This window comes from Enterobacter sp. HK-058-C-ECC (genome assembly GCF_047531125.1).
GTDB classification, from domain to species: Bacteria; Pseudomonadota; Gammaproteobacteria; order Enterobacterales; family Enterobacteriaceae; genus Enterobacter; species Enterobacter quasiroggenkampii.
In genome coordinates this window covers 27,684-45,520 of sequence record NZ_JBLKCH010000013.1, presented here as the reverse complement: position 1 = coordinate 45,520, position 17,837 = coordinate 27,684, and the positions used below count along the sequence as shown (strand labels likewise).

Here is a 17,837-nt window from a genome sequence, read left to right as displayed (position 1 = left end):
GTGAGAAATCCGCCGGGTTTTTTATTTGGTCATCATTTTGCGTTACTCTTTTGCCTCTATTGAAAACAGGGAACGCGTTGTGAAAAAAATTATCTTATTGATCCTCATTGTCATCGCCCTTGCCGCTGGCGGCTGGTACTGGATGAAAGCGGGTAATCCGAATGCGTTGCGACATATCGTTCTCGACCAGTGCGTGCCGAATCAGATCCAGAATCGTAACCCGGCACCGTGTGCGCAGGTGAAAACGGATGCAGGCTATGTGGTCTTTAAAGACCGCAACGGGCCGCTGCAATATCTGCTGATGCCGACATATCGCATCAACGGCACCGAGAGCCCGCTATTGACCGAAGCGCACACGCCGAACTTTTTCTGGCTGGCCTGGCAGTCGCGCAGCTTTATGACCCTGAAGCGCGGATCCGAGGTGCCCGACAGCGCCATTTCGCTGACGATTAACTCGCCGACAGGGCGCACGCAGAACCATTTTCACATTCATATCTCCTGTCTGCGCCCGGACGTGCGCGAGAAACTCAACGCCGCGCAGGCAGAAATCAGCACCCAGTGGCTGCCGCTTCCCGGCGGGCTGGAAGGGCATGAGTATCTTGCTCGTCGGGTGACGGAGAATGAACTGGTGCAGCGCAGCCCGTTCATAATGCTGGCTGAAGAGCTGCCGGAAGCGCGCGACCATATGGGGCGCTTTGCCCTGGCGATGGCGCAGCAGTCCGATGGTTCGTTTGTGTTGCTGGCAACCGAACGTAACCTGCTGATGCTTAACCGCGCGTCCGCTGAGGAACTGCAGGATCATCAATGCGCTATTCTGAATTGACCCCACCATAAATAGCGTTTACTCGCCCCGCCTGTCGCCGTAGACTTGCTGAAAAATTCTACAGGAGACAGGTATGTCGCTCTGGTCAACGTATCCTCTGCTGGTACCCTCACTGATCGTTGGCGTCACTATCGTGCTATGGGCGACGTCCCTGTTGCCGGAATTCATCACTGCGCTGCTGTTCTTTACGGCGGCAATGACCGCGAAGATCGCCCCGCCGGAGGTGATTTTCGGCGGTTTTGCTTCGTCGGCCTTCTGGCTGGTCTTCAGCGGATTCGTGCTCGGCGTGGCGATCCGTAAAACCGGTCTGGCAGACCGGGCCGCCCGGGCGTTGTCAGCAAAGCTCACCGACTCGTGGGTATTAATGGTAGCGAGCGTGGTGCTGCTGAGCTATGCGCTGGCGTTTGTGATGCCGTCGAATATGGGACGTATTGCGCTGCTGATGCCGATTGTCGCCGCGATGGCGAAACGCGCCGGTATCGCCGACGGCTCCCGCGCCTGGTTTGGTCTGGCGCTGGCGGTAGGGTTTGGGACGTTCCAGCTTTCGGCGACGATTCTGCCCGCTAACGTGCCTAACCTGGTGATGAGCGGTGCGGCGGAAGGCTCGTACGGCATCCATCTGAACTATGTCCCGTATCTGCTGCTGCACACGCCGGTGCTGGGCATTCTCAAAGGCCTGATTCTGATTGGCCTGATCTGCTGGCTTTTTCCCGGCAGCCCAAAACCGCCGAAGGAACAGGCGCCGTCTGAGCCTATGGGGCGGGACGAAAAGCGTCTTGCCTGGCTGCTGGCGGTGGTGCTGGGGATGTGGGTGACGGAGAGCTGGCACGGCGTTGGGCCCGCCTGGACCGGGCTGGCGGCGTCGGTCATCGTTATGCTGCCCCGCATCGGTTTTATCACCGGGGAGGAGTTTTCTGCGGGGGTGAATATGCGTACCTGCATTTACGTCGCGGGCATTCTTGGGCTGGCGATCGTCGTGACGCAAACCGGTATCGGAACGGCGGTGGGCGAGGCGTTGCTCCGCATTATGCCGCTGGATGCAGATAGACCGTTCACCAGTTTCCTGGCGTTGACCGGGATCACCACCGCACTCAACTTCATTATGACCGCCAACGGCGTTCCTGCGCTGTATACCACCCTGGCGCAAAGCTTCTCGGATGCGACCGGCTTCCCGCTGCTGTCGGTGATCATGATTCAGGTGCTCGGCTATTCCACGCCGCTGCTGCCGTATCAGGCGTCGCCGATCGTGGTGGCGATGGGGCTAGGAAAGGTGCCTGCCAGGGCGGGGATGGTGCTCTGTCTGGCGCTGGCGATAGCGACGTATCTGGTGCTGCTGCCGCTGGATTATCTGTGGTTTAGCCTGCTGGGACGGCTGTAAAAAAGCCCGGTGGCGCTGACGCTTACCGGGCCTACAGAACTGTAGGACGGGTTAGCGCAAGCGCCACCCGCCACAAAGGCAATTACGCCTGTTTAGCCGCTTCTGCCGCTTTAACGATCACCGCGAAAGCGTCCGCTTTCAGGGATGCACCGCCAACCAGCGCGCCATCGATGTCTGGCTGGGTGAACAGCTCAGCAGCGTTAGACGCGTTAACGGAACCGCCGTACTGGATGATCACTTGCTCAGCCACTTTGGCGTCAGCTTTCGCAATGTGGTCACGGATGAATTTGTGAACCGCCTGAGCCTGCGCAGGGGTTGCTGATTTGCCGGTACCGATCGCCCAGACTGGCTCGTAAGCGATTACCGCGCCTTCGAACGCTGCTGCGCCCTGCGTTTTCAGCACAGCGTCGATCTGACGTGCGCACACTTCTTCGGTTTTACCCGCTTCGTTTTCTGCTTCAGTTTCACCGATGCACAGAACCGGGATCAGACCCTGCTCTTTCAGCACGGCGAATTTCTTCGCGATGAACTCGTCGGATTCTTTGTGGTAGGTGCGACGCTCGGAGTGGCCGATGATGATGTATTTCGCGCCGATATCTTTCAGCATTTCAGCGGAGGTTTCACCGGTGAACGCGCCAGACAGGTTAACGTCAACGTTCTGCGCGCCCAGAATGATGTGGCTGCCGTCAGCGGCACGTTTAGCCAGATCCAGGTACATATCCGGCGGAGCGATAGCAACCGCGCAGCCGGTCACGCCAGCCAGCTCTTTACGCAGGTTCGCAACCAGTTCGTTTACCATGTGGCGGCTGCCGTTCAGTTTCCAGTTACCCATCACTAAAGGATGTCGCATTTCAATTCTCCACGCTCAATAAGCGAATTAAGGAATATGGCCACCCTGTCGGGCAGCATGGTCTGTGAATCAGTATAGAGATTTTCCCTCGAAAGGCTTTGCTTTTTGTCATTAATTCGCCCCGCCAAGGGTGTCAGATAGTGCCAGCTTAATCGGTTCAACAGCGAAGGTCAGTCCTTTTTCGCCGTTGTCCGCCACAACATAGCGGATCGCGCCTTCGGTATCGGCGTAGTAACGCTTGTTTTTACCGGCGGTGAGGAGTTTTTGCAGCTTTTGCTGGCTTTGCTTTTTCGTCAGCGCAGGGGTAAACGCCTGCAAGACCGCGCTCATGTACTCCAGGGCTTTTGCCTTCGCGGCTTTCTGCTCTGGCCCCTGTATTGGCAGCCAGGTGATTTGCATGCTTTTGATTTTTAACGTCCCGCGCTCCAGCGCCGTGGAGGCATACAAATTCTCGTTAATCTTGCTTGCCGCACGGGTCAGGGTAGGCGTGTCGCGGGGGCCATCAATGGCACGAAACTCATCCAGTGGCAGCGTGGGGTTGGCCTGATTGAAGGCTTCACGAAACTGGCTGATGGACTGATCGAACGACGGTGCGCCCGCCAGCAGATACGGTGCGGTGGTCGGGGCTGTGGTTTCGGCGGCGTGCAGGGTAAAGCCCGCGCTGAGCAGCGCTAAACACAGGAAAAGAGAATGTGTCGAACTTTTCATCAACATTGCCCCTGGCCGTAAGTGCTCATGATTAAAACGATATCTGGTCGGCTTGTCAAAAGGTCACAACTCCAGGGTAAAATGCGCGCGATATGATAATAAGGAACCTTACATGACCATACAGCAGTGGCTGTTTTCATTCAAAGGGCGTATTGGACGCCGTGATTTCTGGATCTGGATGGTGACGTGGGTTGTCGCCATGCTGCTTCTGTTTTTCGTTGCCTATAACGCATGGCTAAGCACGCAAACGGCGGCCTTCGCGCTGGTCTGCCTGCTCTGGCCAACGGCGGCTGTCGTCGTGAAACGCCTGCACGATCGCGGACGTTCCGGCGCGTGGGCATTTCTGATTATTCTGGCGTGGATGCTGGTGGCGGGAAACTGGGCGATGCTGCCCTCCATCCTGCCGTGGGTTGTGGGCAGGCTGCTACCGTCGGTCATCTTCGTGATGATGATTGTCGATCTGGGCGCGTTTATTGGCACCCAGAGCGAAAACAAATACGGTAAAGACACCGTTGAGGTGAAATACCGCTGATCACCAGTAGTGTTCGGCGGTCATATGGCCTGGCCGGCGGCGAAGATGTTTCGTCATCTGCCGGGTATCCTTCAGAAGCTGCTGCGTGTCCCGTACCATCTGCGGGTTGCCACACAGCATGACGTGGCTGGTTTCAGCGTTCAGCGGCAAACCCACCGCCTCTTCCAGGGCACCACTCTCAATAAGCGCCGGCACGCGGCCGGTCAGCGTTCCTGCAACGGTTTCACGGCTGACCACCGTCTGAATCTTTAACTTTCCGCCGTACTGCTGCTCCAGCACCTGCATCTGCGGCAGGTAGCTCAGGTCTGCAGCGTAGCGCGCGGCGTGCACCAGCACGATGTTTTTAAAGCGCTCGAGGTCTTTGCCGTACTGCAAAATAGAGAGATAAGGACCGATGGCCGTGCCGGTTGCCAGCATCCAGAGCGTGTCACAATCCGGGATCTCTTCGAGCACAAAGAAGCCTGCTGCTTCACTTACGATCTGCACCTCGTCGCCGGGCTTAAGGGCGGCAAGGCGCGGGCTGAGTTTACCGTCAGGAACGGTGACCAGATAGAACTCGAGATCCGGGTTATCAGGCGCGTTAACGTAAGAGTAGGCGCGCTGCACGCGCTCGCCGTCGACATCCAGCCCCAGCTTCGCAAATTGCCCGGCTTTAAACGGGTGGACGGGAGCATGCACGGTGAGACTAAATAGCGCATCGGTCCAGAACTGTACCTTTGTGACTTTACCTGTTACCCAGTCCGCCATGATCTTCTCCTGTGCTGTTTCTCTGTTCTATCTTCCGTACTTAACGGGGAGATTTCCAGCCCATTTGGGCCGGAAAGCTCTATCGATCAAACGGTTTTACAGAATGTGCGTCTGTACGTCCGGGTCTTTGCGGTCGAGATAGTGGATAGACTGGATGCGGCGAATGGTGCGCGATTTGCCGCGGATCAGCAGCGTTTCGGTGGTCGCCATATTGCCCTTGCGGGTGATGCCGTCCAGTAGATCGCCTTTGGTGATACCGGTCGCCGAGAAGACCACGTTATCGCTTCGGGCCATATCATGTAGCGCCAGCACTTTGTTGGCCTCGATACCCATCGCTTCGCAGCGTGCCAGCTCGTTTTCCCCGATACGGCGGTTCTCTTCGCTGTCGCCTTTCACCTCGTGGCGGGGCAGCAGACGAGCCTGCATATCGCCGTCCAGCGCGCGGATCACTGCCGCAGAGACTACGCCTTCCGGTGCGCCGCCGATGCCGTACAGCACGTCCACTTCGCTGTCCGGCATGCAGGTCAGGATCGAGGCGGCAACGTCACCATCCGGAATGGCAAACACGCGCACGCCGAGCTTTTGCATCTGCGCGATGGCGGCGTCGTGGCGCGGTTTGGCCAGAATGGTGACGGTGAGTTCGCTCAGCGGTTTGTTCAGCGCGCTGGCGACGTTACGCAGGTTCTCTTCCAGCGGCAGGCTGAGGTCGATTGCGCCTTTTGCGCCAGGACCGACAATCAGCTTTTCCATGTACATATCCGGCGCGTTAAGGAAGCAGCCCTTATCGCCTACGGCCAGCACCGCCAGGGCGTTGGCCTGACCCATCGCCGTCATGCGCGTACCTTCGATCGGGTCGACGGCGATATCCACAGCATCACCTTTGCCGGTACCGACTTTTTCACCGATATAGAGCATTGGCGCTTCGTCGATCTCGCCTTCGCCGATCACGATAGTGCCGTCGATGTTGACCTGGTTAAGCACAATGCGCATGGCATGGACGGCTGCGCCGTCGGCGGTATTTTTGTCACCACGACCCAGCCATTTATAGCCTGCAAGGGCGGCCGCTTCGGTGACGCGGGAAAACTCGATAGCAAGTTCACGTTTCATGAGGTACTCGTGCAATCAAAAGGAATTGCACGAAGTTTATCACAGAGTGGGGAGGGGGGTTTTAAGTCCCCTCTCCCCAAAGGGGAGAGGGATAAGTTTGTCTTACTCGTCGTGCTCTTCCCACGCCAGGGCGCGTTTGACCGCTTTCTTCCAGCCGCTGTAGCGGAAGTTACGCTCGGTGGTTTCGATGCCCGGGCGGAATTCGCGTTCGATCACCGCTTTTTCCTGCAGCTCGTCCAGGTTCTGCCAGAAGCCTACCGCCAGACCGGCAAGGTACGCCGCGCCCAGCGCCGTCACTTCACGCACTTCAGGACGCTCAACGCGGGTGCCCAGAATGTCGGACTGGAACTGCATCAGGAAGTTATTCGCGACCGCACCGCCGTCCACGCGCAGGGCGTGCAGACGAATGCCAGAGTCCGCCTGCATCGCTTCCAGCACGTCGCGCGTCTGGTAGGCGATGGATTCCAGGGTGGCGCGAATAATGTGGTTAGAATTCACGCCACGCGTCAGACCGAAAATCGCGCCGCGTGCATACGGGTCCCAGTACGGTGCGCCCAGACCGGTGAACGCAGGTACCACGTACACGCCGTTGGTGTCTTTCACTTTGGTCGCGAAGTACTCGGAGTCGAACGCATCGCTGATCAGCTTCATCTCGTCACGCAGCCACTGGATAGACGCGCCGGCCATGAACACCGCACCTTCCAGGGCATAGTTCACTTCGCCGCGCGGGCCGCAGGCGATGGTAGTCAGCAGACCGTTTTCTGATTTCACCGCTTTCTCGCCGGTGTTCATCAGCATAAAGCAGCCGGTGCCGTAGGTGTTCTTCGCCATCCCTTCCTTGACGCACAGCTGGCCGAACAGCGCCGCCTGCTGGTCACCGGCGATACCGGCGATAGGAATACGGGTGCCGCCTTTACCGCCGATGTTGGTCTGGCCATATACCTCAGAAGACTTGCGCACTTCAGGCAGCATCGCGCGTGGGATATCCAGCGCGTCCAGCATCTTGTCATCCCACTCCAGGGTGTTGATATTGAACAGCATGGTACGCGAGGCGTTGGTGTAGTCGGTGACGTGAACGCGTCCCTGGGTCATCTTCCAGATAAGCCAGGTGTCAACGGTACCGAACAGCAGCTCGCCGCGCTTTGCACGCTCACGTGAACCTTCCACATGGTCGAGGATCCATTTCACTTTGGTGCCGGAGAAATACGGGTCAACCACCAGGCCGGTGGCGCTGCGCACGTACTCTTCCATGCCGTCGCGCTTCAGCTGTTCGCAAATCTCAGAGGTACGGCGGCACTGCCAGACGATGGCGTTGTAAATAGGCTTACCGGTTTCACGTTCCCAGACAATCGTCGTTTCACGCTGGTTAGTGATACCAATCGCGGCAATCTCGTCGGAACTGATATCGGCTTTCGCCAGCACTTCGACCAGCGTGGAGCTTTGTGACGCCCAGATCTCCATTGGGTCGTGTTCGACCCAGCCTGGACGAGGGTAAATTTGCTCAAATTCGCGCTGTGACACGCTGACGATGTTCGCGTCATGATCCATTACGACAGCGCGGGAGCTGGTAGTGCCCTGGTCGAGCGCAACGATATATTTTTTTTCGGTCATGGTATGTGTCCCGTAGTCAGATTACAGCGAAGCTTTTTGTTGTGCGGTAGAAGTCGTTTCCTTCTCCTCTTCCACACAGGTGTCGCACGGTAAATGGCGACCAATTAATTTGCGGTAGCTGAACGCACCCAGCGCAGCCCCGACAACTGGCGCAAACAGCGGTACCAGGAAGTAAGGAATGTCTTTGCCGCCGGTGAAGGCGACGTCGCCCCAGCCTGCGATAAAGGCGAACGCTTTAGGTCCGATATCACGTGCCGGGTTCATCGCGAAGCCGGTCAGCGGGCCCATGGAAGCGCCAATCACCGCAATCAGCAGGCCAATCAGCAGAGGGGCCAGCGGGCCGCGCGGAATGCCGTTTCCGTCGTCGGTCAGCGCCAGGATAACGCCCATCAGAATAGCGGTAATCACCATTTCAACTGCGAACGCCTGCACAAAATTGATATGCGGGTTTGGATAGGTTGAGAAGATGCCTGCCAGATCCAGACTTTCGACACTGCCGCGCACCATATGATGCGTCTGTTCGAAGTCGATGAAAAGATTGTAATAAAGCCCGTAAACTAACGCCGCTGCGCAAAACGCGCCGGCAAACTGAGAAAGAATGAAAGGAACTACTTTGCGTCCGTCGAAGCACGCGAACAGCCACAGTGCGATAGTCACCGCCGGGTTAAGATGTGCACCAGAAACCCCTGCAGTCAGGTAGATGGCCATCGCCACGCCCAGACCCCAGATGATACTGATTTCCCACTGACCAAAACTGGCACCCGCCACTTTCAGTGCAGCGACACAGCCCACTCCGAAGAATATCAACAACCCGGTACCAAGGAACTCGGCAATGCACTGGCCTTTTAAGGTTGATGTCTGACTCATAATCGGAATCCTGAAGAAATTGATGTTTATTGTTAGCATGGCCGCCCGTGACAGCCACGATGCCCTGTAGACATAGTGTTAATTTATCGTTAACGAGCAAAAACGAGAAATATCGAAATCAAAATGTGTGGTCTGTGTCAATAAAATGAGCGTTTTCGCGCCATAAAGCACATTTTTACAGCAGTACAGGATCGGTACAGGAATGAGAGCTGAATCATTTCATTAACGAATGAGTTAACAATTTAGGGGGATATGACGCGAACGCACCAGGACCAGACCTAAAAGTGTTGCAAACCGCGATCTGCGCGGTGTGTCGCTGGACACAGAGCGCCGCGCTCCATACAATCGACGGTATATGTCGTGCGCGTTTATGTTAAAGCGTCGCCTTGCAATTCAGGAGAGGTAGCATCATGTCTTTAGAAGTGTTTGAGAAACTGGAATCGAAAGTACAGCAGGCGATTGACACCATCACCCTGCTGCAGATGGAAATTGAAGAGCTGAAAGAGAAGAACAACAGCCTGGCGCAGGAAGTACAGAACGCGCAGCACGGCCGCGAAGAACTGGAGCGCGAAAACAACCAGCTGCGCGAACAGCAGAACGGCTGGCAGGATCGCCTGCAGGCGCTGCTGGGACGTATGGAAGAAGTCTGATTCCCATTGGGATGAACTGAACAGGCCGGGTAAGGCGATGCCGCTACCCGGCTTTTTTTATGCCAGTTATAAAAAAGGCCGCCCGAGGCGGCCTTAACGCTACTTGTCCTGCGCTGTCATAGCAAAAGCAACGAACACATTCGGTTCATCACTCTTTACAACGAGTACGCTGGCGACAATGAACGCGATACATAAATAGCGTTTCATTATGCGGTCCCTGCAGCTAACCGCTCCACCGTTCACCACCGGTGATAAGTCGGTGGACACAAGCCCTGGTGTGGGCTGTTTTACGGTTGTGAATACACCTTTCCCTGGACCGATGCCCATTTGCGAGATGGCGGAAAGGGACGCAGCATCATAGTTAACATCAGCCTCGCCGTTAAGATGTGCAAATAAAATTAGGATTTTATAAAGGGTTTAAGGGATTGCCTGCCATTTATTGAGAGGTATGATAAAAGTCCCTGGTGTGGAGCTGTAAATCCTCCCAACGGACCGCGAATCCCGAGGGACAAAAAAACCGCCACATTGCTGTTGGCGGTTTTTTTTATGGTCCACGCTTACGGTTTTATTACTCGATATCCAGCGGATCTTCGGAAAGGATAATGCCGGTATTATCGGCGTAGAGATGGTCGCCGGAGAAGAAGGTCACGCCGCCGAAGTTAACGCGCACGTCGCTTTCGCCGATACCGTCACCCGCCGCCCCTACCGGTATGGCCGCGATGGCCTGAATCCCGATATCGAGGTCTTCCAGATCGTCCACCTGACGCACGGAACCGTACACCACAAGGCCTTCCCACTCGTTCTGCACGGCAATACCAGCCAGCTCAGCATCAATCAATGCGCGCCGCACGGAACCGCCGCCATCGACCACCAGTACGCGGCCGCGGCCGTTCTGTTCGAGCAGATCGTACAACAACCCGTTATCCTCGAAACATTTCACCGTGACGATCTGTCCGCCAAACGACGACCGCCCACCAAAGTTGGAGAACAGCGGTTCAACGACGTTGACATCTTCCTGGTAGATGTCACAAAGCTCGGAGGTATCGTATTTCATAGGTTTAACGCTCAGTTGCTGCGAATGTGTTCAGTATATCGTGCGAAATGCGTTGTTGGCAAAATCATCAATTGTTAATTGATATTTGTCAGCTAACTGAGCGTCTGGCTTAAGACAATCCCGATGACGAACAACAGGTTAGTCAGCAGCGCGCCTTTTACGGTGCGCTCCAGCATCGGCGGCATGGCGGCCGGGCTACGTTCACGCATCACAAAACGGGCCTGCTTAATCAGCAGCGGCGCGGCAAGCACAAACAGCCAGCCCCACAGACTGTGCAGGGAAATCAGGTTAAACAACGCCAGGCAGACCAGGGCCCCCATCAGCAGACAGGCATGGTAACGACGCGCATTCACTGGCCCCAGACGGACCGCCAGGGTGTTTTTACCGTTCTCGCGATCGCTGTCGATGTCGCGCAGGTTGTTGATGTTGAGCACCGCTGTCGCCAGCAGACCGCAGGCGGTCGCAGGCAGGAACAGGGCAGGGATCACCGTATGCGCCTGTAAGTACCAGCTTCCCATGACGCTCAGCCAGCCGAAGAAAACCAGGACGGAGATATCACCGAGCCCAATATAACCGTAAGGTCGCGTACCGACGGTGTAGGTGATGGCCGCGATAATGGCCAATAAGCCCAGCACCAGAAAACCAATGAAATCGCTGGGAGTCTTAGACGCCACCGTCACCAGCGCCAGACCCGATAAACAGATCAGCACCACGGTGATGATCAGCGCGCGCTTCATCTGCGCCTGGGTAATCACCCCTTTTTGCATTCCACGCAGCGGCCCGATACGGTCAGGTTTGTCGCTGCCTTTCACCGCGTCGCCGTAGTCGTTGGCGAGGTTGGAGAGAATTTGCAGCAGGCCGGCGGTAATCAATGCCAGCGCGGCGACCAGCGGATCGAAATAACCCTGCCACCAGGCAAGCGCCGTACCGACGATAATCGCGGCGAAGGCCAGAGGGAGTGTTTTAGGGCGCAGACTTTCGAGCCACGCCTGCGTACGGCTGATGTCAGTCATAAGTATTTAGCCAATAAAAATGGGGGCATTAGCCCCCATTAAACGTGATGAGAATCCAGTAACCGCGATTATAGGATAAAACGGCTCAGATCTTCATCTGCCACTAACGCATCCAGATGTTTACTCACATATTCTGCGTCAATGGTAACGGTTTGACCGTTCAGGTCGCTCGCGTCGTAAGAGATATCTTCCACCAGGCGTTCCAGCACGGTATGCAGACGACGCGCACCGATGTTTTCGGTGGTTTCGTTCACCTGCCATGCAGCCTGGGCAATACGTTTGATACCGTCTTCGGTGAACTCGAGGTTCACGCCTTCGGTCGCCATCAGCGCTTTGTACTGTACGGTCGCAGAGGCGTTTGGCTCGGTCAGGATACGCTCGAAATCTTCGGTGGTCAGCGCCTGCAGCTCAACGCGGATAGGCAGACGGCCCTGCAGTTCCGGGATCAGATCCGACGGGCTGGCAACCTGGAAGGCACCTGATGCGATAAACAGGATGTGGTCCGTTTTCACCATGCCGTGCTTGGTGGAGACGGTGCAGCCTTCAACCAGCGGCAGCAGGTCGCGCTGAACGCCTTCGCGGGACACGTCCGGGCCGGAGCTGTTGCCGCCGCGCTTACAAATTTTGTCGATTTCGTCGATAAACACGATGCCGTGCTGCTCAACCGCGTCGATAGCGTCCTGCTTCAGCTCTTCCGGATTCACCAGCTTCGCCGCTTCTTCTTCAATCAGCAGCTTCATCGCGTCTTTGATTTTCAGCTTACGCGTTTTTTGCTTCTGACCGCCCAGGTTCTGGAACATGGACTGCAGCTGGCTGGTCATCTCTTCCATGCCCGGAGGCGCCATGATTTCCACACCCATTGGCGCGGCAGCGAGATCGATCTCAATCTCTTTGTCATCCAGCTGGCCTTCGCGCAGTTTTTTGCGGAACGCCTGACGTGCAGCAGACGGTTCCGCCTGCTGTTCAGCCTGACCCCAGTTGTTTTTTGCCGGCGGGATCAGCACGTCGAGAATGCGCTCTTCGGCCATCTCTTCCGCGCGATAGCGGTTTTTCTCAATCGCCTGGACGCGCACCATTTTGATCGCCGAGTCGGTCAGATCGCGGATGATGGAGTCCACTTCTTTACCCACATAGCCCACTTCGGTGAACTTGGTGGCTTCAACTTTGATGAACGGCGCGTTAGCCAGCTTCGCCAGACGACGGGCGATTTCGGTTTTACCGACGCCGGTCGGGCCGATCATCAGAATGTTTTTCGGCGTAACTTCGTGGCGCAGCTCTTCGTCAAGCTGCATACGACGCCAGCGGTTACGCAGGGCGATAGCCACGGAGCGCTTGGCGTTATCCTGGCCGATAATGTGTTTGTTCAGTTCGCTGACAATTTCGCGTGGGGTCATTTCAGACATGGGAGATCCTTACGCTTTGGAGGTCAATTCTTCGATGGTGTGGTTGTGGTTGGTATAGATGCAGATATCACCTGCAATATCCAACGCCTTCACCGCGATATCACGCGCGTTCATGTCGGTATTTTCCAACAGCGCGCGGGCAGCAGCCTGGGCATAAGGGCCGCCAGAGCCGATGGCAATCAGGTCATTTTCCGGCTGAATCACGTCACCGTTACCGGTGATGATAAGCGATGCGGTCTCATCGGCGACCGCCAGCAGCGCTTCGAGCTTGCGCAGCATGCGGTCGGTACGCCAGTCTTTCGCCAGCTCAACGGCGGCTTTCACCAGATGACCCTGGTGCATTTCCAGTTTACGTTCAAACAGTTCAAACAGCGTGAAGGCATCCGCCGTGCCGCCTGCAAAGCCGGCGATCACTTTGTCGTTGTAGAGACGACGCACTTTCTTCACGTTGCCTTTCATGACGGTATTACCCAGCGTGGCCTGGCCATCACCGGCGATTACCACATGGCCGTTACGGCGTACACTTACTATTGTTGTCACGAGCAGACCCCCTGGTTACAGAATCGGGAAACAGAAGCCCTGAGCCTGTGCTCAGGGCTGAATTAAATGATAGATGGGGGGGAATTTGGGGGTTTCAACCCCCGGAGGCGAGTCGAATGCAGTTTGTGTGACCGGCGATTTTCAAACGAGAAAGGGTGCCATCGGCATTTTCTTTGCCTTTGACCGGACCAATCACCACGCGATTCCAGCCGTTATTGGTGGTAATACGCGAATCAAACCCTTCAAAGGCCAGCTGCGCGCGCACCGTTTCCGCCTGCTCCGCACCTTTGAACGAACCGCACTGTACCATCCAGCGACGTTCGTCTTTTTTCTCCGCCGTCTGCTTCGGCGCTTCGGTCTCTTTCGTTACCGGCGCGGCCTGCTGCGTTTTCGGCTGCTGGGCGGTGGTATGCGCTGGCGTCTGGAGCAGATCCTGATACGGCTGAGCCGCCTGCTTCTGCGGCTGCGTTTTAGGCTGCTGGACAGGTTGAGACTGCACCGTACGCGTCGGCTGCTGATACGGTTGTTCCGTGACCCGCGGCTGTGCCTTAGGCTGCTGTACCGGCTGAGTTTGCGCCCACTGCTGTTGCTGCTGAATCTGCTGTTGTGCCTGGCGACGCTGCAGCGTTTGCTGACGCTGTTCCGGCGTCTGCTCATTCCACGGCACTTCGTTCAGCTGCGTAGGCTGCTGGCGCATATCGGCCTGCATTTGTGCCAGCAGCTGACGCTGTTCATCCGTCAGCTGATTCGCATTCTGCACTTCACCACCCGCAGAAGGTTCGGTTGGCGCACGCACCCCAGGCTGACGGCTCTCCAGCTCTTTGATATAGCGCCAGCGCTCTTCAGGCTTCGGAGGGAGGCCATTTCCGGCGACTTTACTGGCCTGAAGCGCCTCGGACTCTTCTTTTTTATGGTGCGTGATAAAGTACAGGCCACCAATAAAGGCGACGACTACAGCCGCAGCAATAGCGACCATTGCTGGCGAGACAGCAGGCAGGTTACGTTGCTTTTTTCTTGAGCTACTCTTTTTGCGTCGCGAAGGTGCCGGCTGGCCGCGACGTACATAATCTCGTTGTGCCACTATCGTTTCGCTGTATTTATTCGTTCGTCAGTCCGCCATGTTACTTAAGCGGCGGGGCTTTGACCAGATAAGGGTATCCGAAAGACGTTTACTTTAAGTCAATGCCTGGGTCGTGCCGCGGACGATCAGTTCGCAGTCCAGTAACCGTGATCCGCTGCTAACTGTTTGACCGTGAAGCTGATCCAGCAGAAGCAGCATCGCTTCGCGGCCGATTTGGTAGCGCGGCTGAGCGACCGTTGAGAGCGGCGGATCGCAAAATTCCGAAAGCGAAATATTATCGAATCCGATGATGGATAAATCTTTCGGTATGCGAAGACCGCGGCGTTTGGCATACGATAATGCGCCCAGCGCCATCACGTCGCTGTGACAAAATACGGCGGTTGGCGGCTCAGGCAGATCCAGAAGTTTCTCCAGCGCCTGTCCACCGGCTGCGAAGGTAAAATCACCGCGCGCAATGTAGTGCGGATCGACGGTAACGCCGGTCCGGCGCAGCGCCTGAACGTAGCCCTGCAAACGGTAGTGACACAGCGGCATCTCTTCCGGCCCGGCGATGCAGCCAATACGCTTATGCCCCAGCTCCTGGAGATAGTTTACGGCGTTGAACGCGGCGGTAAGGTTATCGATATGGACCGTCGGCAGCTCCAGCTCTGGCGCAAACTCGTTGGCCATGACCATCGGCGGTAAATTACGCTGCTCTTCGATGCTGGCATCAAACGGCAGGCGAGAGCCAAGCAGCAGCATGCCGTCGATCTGCTTGGTGATGATGAGGTCGATGAAGGTTTTTTCCTGCTGGTTCTGGTGGGCGCAGTCGCCAATCAGCACCAGATACCCCTGTTCCGCCGCGGTGACTTCAATACCGCGGATAATCTCGCTAAAGAAAGGGTCACAGATGTCCGGCACAATCACCAGGATGGTGCGCGACTCGTTGCGTTTGACGTTACGCCCCATTGCCTGCGGAAAATAGCCCACTTCAAGCGCAGCCTGCTCCACCCGGTTACGGGTCGCCTGGGAGACTTTATCCGGGTTCATTAATGCGCGGGATACTGTTGCCGTAGAGACCTGTGCTTTCTGGGCAACGTCTTTCATGGTCGCAGTCGCAACCTCTTTCCTGGACTTCAACGTCTTCTCCTCGCCTGAACACCGAACTTCTGACATCACCATTTTTACAGATAGTTAATGGAATCGGTTACAGAATTTTCATAAAAAGTGTGAGGAGCGTTAAATTTTTCGATCCAGCTTCAGCCTTCGATAGGGTCGACGTCCAGAACCCACTTCACTTTTCGCGCTTCGGGCAAGGTGTTTATCAGTACCAGCGCACCGCTGACGATGTGCTGAAGACGAATACGCGAGGGGTGCTGGAGCAAGATCTGCCAGCGGAAACGGCCGCCGCGTTTTGGCGCGAGGGCAGGCACCGGGCCCAAAATCCACAGCTGGTTATCCACCAGCGGGCTGGCCTGCAGGAGGTTTCTCAACTGCTGCAGGAAAAGTGGCGCCTGCTGGTTGTTATGATCTTCCGCGCGGATGATGACGTGGCTGGTCCACGGCGGCAGTTGCATGGTCTGGCGTTCCGCCAGCGCCTGCTCTGCAAAGGCGTCATAGCCTCTGTGCAGCAGGGTTTGCAGCAGCGGGTGCTCCGGGTGGTGTGTTTGCAGCACCACTTCGCCCTGTTTACCGGCGCGTCCTGCACGTCCGGCAACCTGGGTGTAAAGCTGTGCGAAGCGCTCGGCGGAACGAAAATCTGCCGAGAACAGCGCGCCGTCCACGTCCAGCAGGGCGACCAGCGTCACGTCCGGGAAGTGGTGGCCCTTGGCCAGCATCTGGGTGCCAATCAGGATGCGCGCGCCGCCGCGATGCACTTCCGCCAGCTGTTGTTCCAGCGCGCCTTTGCGGCTGGTGGTGTCCCGGTCGATACGCGAAATCGGCACGTCCGGGAAGAAGGGCCCAAGCGCCTGTTCCAGCTGTTCCGTCCCCAGACCGACCGGCACAATATGCGTTGAACCACATGACGGGCACTGGCGCGGCACCGGGCGCTGGCTGTCGCAGTGGTGGCAGCGCAAATGCCGCTGGGCCTGATGGAAGGTGTAGTAGTGATCACAGCGCGGGCACTCGGCAATCCAGCCGCAGTCGTGGCACAGCAGGGCGGGGGCAAATCCACGACGGTTGAGGAACAGAATGACCTGATTCCCCGCCTGCAAATGCTGGCGCATGCGGGTAATCAGCGCAGGCGCTAGCCCCGCCTGAACCTGCTGACCTTTCAGATCCAGCACGTGCTGAATGGCCGGGCGGGCATTCCCTGCCCGGCGCGTCAGGCGCAGCATGTGGTATTTACGCTGGCGCACGTTGTGCAGCGTTTCGAGCGCAGGCGTGGCGGATCCCAAAACAATAGGAATTTGCTCGCTGTGCGCGCGGTAGACGGCCAGATCGCGGGCGTGATAGCGCCAGCCTTCCTGCTGTTTATAGGAGCTGTCGTGCTCTTCGTCGATCACGATTACGCCAAGATTTTTAAACGGCGTGAACAGCGACGAACGGGTGCCAATCACAATCGCCGCTTCGCCGTTTTTCGCTTTCAACCAGGCACTGAGGCGCTCGCTGTCGTTCAGGCCGGAGTGCAGAACCTCAACCGGCGCGTTAAAGCGCTCGCGGAATCGGGCGATGGTTTGCGGCGTCAGGCCAATTTCCGGCACCATCACCAGCGCCTGTTTACCCTGCGCCAGCACGTTTTCCAGCACGCTCAGGTAAACTTCGGTCTTGCCGGAACCGGTGACCCCCGCCAGCAGCCAGGCAGAGAAATGATCGGAGGCGCTATGAATCGCGCCTACCGCGGTGGCCTGCTCGGTATTCAGACGCAGGCGATCCCCTGACACGGAGAAATTTTCCCGCCAGTCGTAAAGGGCAGGTGCTTCGCTTGCCAGGTCGCTCAGCCCTTTCTTTCTCAATGCCTGTAGCGCCGTTTCGCTGACCTCAAGCTCGTCGACCTGATGTCGCCAGATTTTCCCCTGACGCAGCGCCGCCAGCGCCTGCTGCTGTTTCTGCGAACGCTTCAGGCTGTTGATGTCGACGGCCTGGCCTTCCTCTGTGGCAAACCAGTACCACATCGGCGCGTGGCTGGCGCTTTTGCCCTGACGCAGCATCATTGGCAGGGCGTGGAACAGGACGTCGCCAATCGGGTGATGATAATAATCTGCCGCCCACAGCAGCAGTCGCCAGGTGCTGGTGGAGTAAACAGGCTCGCTGTCCAGCGCCTCAACGACCGATTTCAGTTCGTTAAGCGGCAGTTCGCTTTTATCGCTGACGGAGACAACGATCCCCACGCGCTGCTGTTTGCCAAACGGCACGGTCACGCGGCAGCCCGCTTTGGCGTTCATACTGTCGGGCAGCAGATAGTCAAAGGTGCGGGGAAGCGGAACGGGCAGGGCAACGTGAGCGACGGGCATCGAATCTTCCTGACTTGAAAAGTGGCGCGTTAGTATACA

At 57.0% G+C, this 17,837-nt stretch carries 17 protein-coding genes; 4 read left to right on the top strand and 13 right to left on the bottom strand.

Translation table 11 applies throughout. The annotated features are described in order from the left end of the window. The first annotated feature begins 79 nt into the window (after positions 1–79). Both ACMWJS_RS19700 and ACMWJS_RS19695 read left to right on the top strand, forming a co-directional pair. Positions 80–823, top strand: coding sequence for a CDP-diacylglycerol diphosphatase (locus tag ACMWJS_RS19700; protein WP_414747447.1), 744 nt, complete (start codon positions 80–82; stop codon positions 821–823). Between the two features lie 73 nt (positions 824–896). Beyond that, positions 897–2,201, top strand: coding sequence for an SLC13 family permease (locus tag ACMWJS_RS19695; protein ID WP_262790787.1), 1,305 nt, complete (start codon positions 897–899; stop codon positions 2,199–2,201). Between the two features lie 82 nt (positions 2,202–2,283). Here ACMWJS_RS19695 and tpiA read toward each other — a convergent pair whose 3' ends face one another. Next, entirely contained in the window at positions 2,284–3,051 is a 768-nt protein-coding gene (tpiA, locus tag ACMWJS_RS19690) for a triose-phosphate isomerase (protein ID WP_003862019.1), read from the bottom strand. 111 nt (positions 3,052–3,162) lie between these two features. Continuing rightward, a complete protein-coding gene (locus tag ACMWJS_RS19685) occupies positions 3,163–3,759 on the bottom strand; it encodes a DUF1454 family protein (protein ID WP_045909117.1) in 597 nt (198 codons plus the stop codon). 112 nt (positions 3,760–3,871) lie between these two features. On the opposite strand from ACMWJS_RS19685, the gene ACMWJS_RS19680 reads away from it, so the two are divergent. After that, on the top strand, positions 3,872–4,291 hold the full coding sequence (locus ACMWJS_RS19680; protein ID WP_023293600.1) for a DUF805 domain-containing protein: 420 nt from the start codon (positions 3,872–3,874) through the stop codon (positions 4,289–4,291). Here ACMWJS_RS19680 and fpr read toward each other — a convergent pair whose 3' ends face one another. The 4 genes from fpr to ACMWJS_RS19660 all read right to left on the bottom strand — a co-directional run bounded on the left by fpr (position 4,292) and on the right by ACMWJS_RS19660 (position 8,623). Next, positions 4,292–5,038 carry a ferredoxin--NADP(+) reductase gene (fpr, locus tag ACMWJS_RS19675; protein WP_414747446.1) on the bottom strand — a complete coding sequence of 249 codons (747 nt, stop codon included), beginning with the start codon at positions 5,036–5,038 and terminating at the stop codon, positions 4,292–4,294. Positions 5,039–5,134: 96 nt separating this feature from the next. Next, positions 5,135–6,145: a class II fructose-bisphosphatase gene (glpX, locus tag ACMWJS_RS19670; protein ID WP_167215576.1), complete on the bottom strand. Its 1,011-nt coding sequence runs from the start codon at positions 6,143–6,145 to the stop codon at positions 5,135–5,137. A 102-nt stretch (positions 6,146–6,247) separates the two neighbouring features. After that, the gene (gene glpK / locus ACMWJS_RS19665) at positions 6,248–7,756 is read right to left on the bottom strand and encodes a glycerol kinase GlpK (RefSeq protein ID WP_014885706.1); all 1,509 of its coding nucleotides are present in this window, start codon (positions 7,754–7,756) and stop codon (positions 6,248–6,250) included. 21 nt (positions 7,757–7,777) lie between these two features. Beyond that, positions 7,778–8,623, bottom strand: a complete 846-nt coding sequence (locus tag ACMWJS_RS19660; RefSeq protein WP_014885705.1) for an MIP/aquaporin family protein — start codon at positions 8,621–8,623, stop codon at positions 7,778–7,780. 410 nt (positions 8,624–9,033) lie between these two features. On the opposite strand from ACMWJS_RS19660, the gene zapB reads away from it, so the two are divergent. Then, positions 9,034–9,273: a septal ring assembly protein ZapB gene (zapB, locus tag ACMWJS_RS19655; protein ID WP_010436935.1), complete on the top strand. Its 240-nt coding sequence runs from the start codon at positions 9,034–9,036 to the stop codon at positions 9,271–9,273. 568 nt (positions 9,274–9,841) lie between these two features. Here zapB and rraA read toward each other — a convergent pair. The 7 genes from rraA to priA all read right to left on the bottom strand — a co-directional run bounded on the left by rraA (position 9,842) and on the right by priA (position 17,798). Next, complete coding sequence (gene rraA, locus ACMWJS_RS19650; RefSeq protein ID WP_023309687.1) at positions 9,842–10,327, bottom strand: ribonuclease E activity regulator RraA; 486 nt, start codon at positions 10,325–10,327, stop codon at positions 9,842–9,844. A 92-nt stretch (positions 10,328–10,419) separates the two neighbouring features. Next, positions 10,420–11,340: a 1,4-dihydroxy-2-naphthoate polyprenyltransferase gene (gene menA, locus ACMWJS_RS19645; RefSeq protein ID WP_008501804.1), complete on the bottom strand. Its 921-nt coding sequence runs from the start codon at positions 11,338–11,340 to the stop codon at positions 10,420–10,422. Between the two features lie 68 nt (positions 11,341–11,408). Beyond that, positions 11,409–12,743 (bottom strand): HslU--HslV peptidase ATPase subunit, encoded by a 1,335-nt coding sequence (gene hslU, locus ACMWJS_RS19640; RefSeq protein WP_008501803.1) that lies wholly within the window; start codon positions 12,741–12,743, stop codon positions 11,409–11,411. A 9-nt stretch (positions 12,744–12,752) separates the two neighbouring features. After that, positions 12,753–13,283: an ATP-dependent protease subunit HslV gene (hslV, locus tag ACMWJS_RS19635; protein WP_008501802.1), complete on the bottom strand. Its 531-nt coding sequence runs from the start codon at positions 13,281–13,283 to the stop codon at positions 12,753–12,755. A 94-nt stretch (positions 13,284–13,377) separates the two neighbouring features. Next, complete coding sequence (ftsN, locus tag ACMWJS_RS19630; RefSeq protein ID WP_414747445.1) at positions 13,378–14,364, bottom strand: cell division protein FtsN; 987 nt, start codon at positions 14,362–14,364, stop codon at positions 13,378–13,380. Positions 14,365–14,457: 93 nt separating this feature from the next. Continuing rightward, complete coding sequence (cytR, locus tag ACMWJS_RS19625; RefSeq protein ID WP_021242811.1) at positions 14,458–15,483, bottom strand: DNA-binding transcriptional regulator CytR; 1,026 nt, start codon at positions 15,481–15,483, stop codon at positions 14,458–14,460. 119 nt (positions 15,484–15,602) lie between these two features. Further along, entirely contained in the window at positions 15,603–17,798 is a 2,196-nt protein-coding gene (gene priA / locus ACMWJS_RS19620) for a primosomal protein N' (protein ID WP_414747444.1), read from the bottom strand. Between the last annotated feature and the right edge of the window lie 39 nt (positions 17,799–17,837).

What these genes read in the sequence shown, in the direction of transcription:
- ACMWJS_RS19695 (WP_262790787.1), top strand. Translation starts at nt 897, where the DNA reads ATGTCGCTCTGGTCAACGTATCCTCTGCTGGTACCCTCACTGATCGTT.
- tpiA (WP_003862019.1), bottom strand. Translation starts at nt 3,051, where the DNA reads ATGCGACATCCTTTAGTGATGGGTAACTGGAAACTGAACGGCAGCCGC.
- ACMWJS_RS19685 (WP_045909117.1), bottom strand. Translation starts at nt 3,759, where the DNA reads ATGAAAAGTTCGACACATTCTCTTTTCCTGTGTTTAGCGCTGCTCAGC.
- ACMWJS_RS19680 (WP_023293600.1), top strand. Translation starts at nt 3,872, where the DNA reads ATGACCATACAGCAGTGGCTGTTTTCATTCAAAGGGCGTATTGGACGC.
- fpr (WP_414747446.1), bottom strand. Translation starts at nt 5,038, where the DNA reads ATGGCGGACTGGGTAACAGGTAAAGTCACAAAGGTACAGTTCTGGACC.
- glpX (WP_167215576.1), bottom strand. Translation starts at nt 6,145, where the DNA reads ATGAAACGTGAACTTGCTATCGAGTTTTCCCGCGTCACCGAAGCGGCC.
- glpK (WP_014885706.1), bottom strand. Translation starts at nt 7,756, where the DNA reads ATGACCGAAAAAAAATATATCGTTGCGCTCGACCAGGGCACTACCAGC.
- ACMWJS_RS19660 (WP_014885705.1), bottom strand. Translation starts at nt 8,623, where the DNA reads ATGAGTCAGACATCAACCTTAAAAGGCCAGTGCATTGCCGAGTTCCTT.
- zapB (WP_010436935.1), top strand. Translation starts at nt 9,034, where the DNA reads ATGTCTTTAGAAGTGTTTGAGAAACTGGAATCGAAAGTACAGCAGGCG.
- rraA (WP_023309687.1), bottom strand. Translation starts at nt 10,327, where the DNA reads ATGAAATACGATACCTCCGAGCTTTGTGACATCTACCAGGAAGATGTC.
- menA (WP_008501804.1), bottom strand. Translation starts at nt 11,340, where the DNA reads ATGACTGACATCAGCCGTACGCAGGCGTGGCTCGAAAGTCTGCGCCCT.
- hslU (WP_008501803.1), bottom strand. Translation starts at nt 12,743, where the DNA reads ATGTCTGAAATGACCCCACGCGAAATTGTCAGCGAACTGAACAAACAC.
- priA (WP_414747444.1), bottom strand. Translation starts at nt 17,798, where the DNA reads ATGCCCGTCGCTCACGTTGCCCTGCCCGTTCCGCTTCCCCGCACCTTT.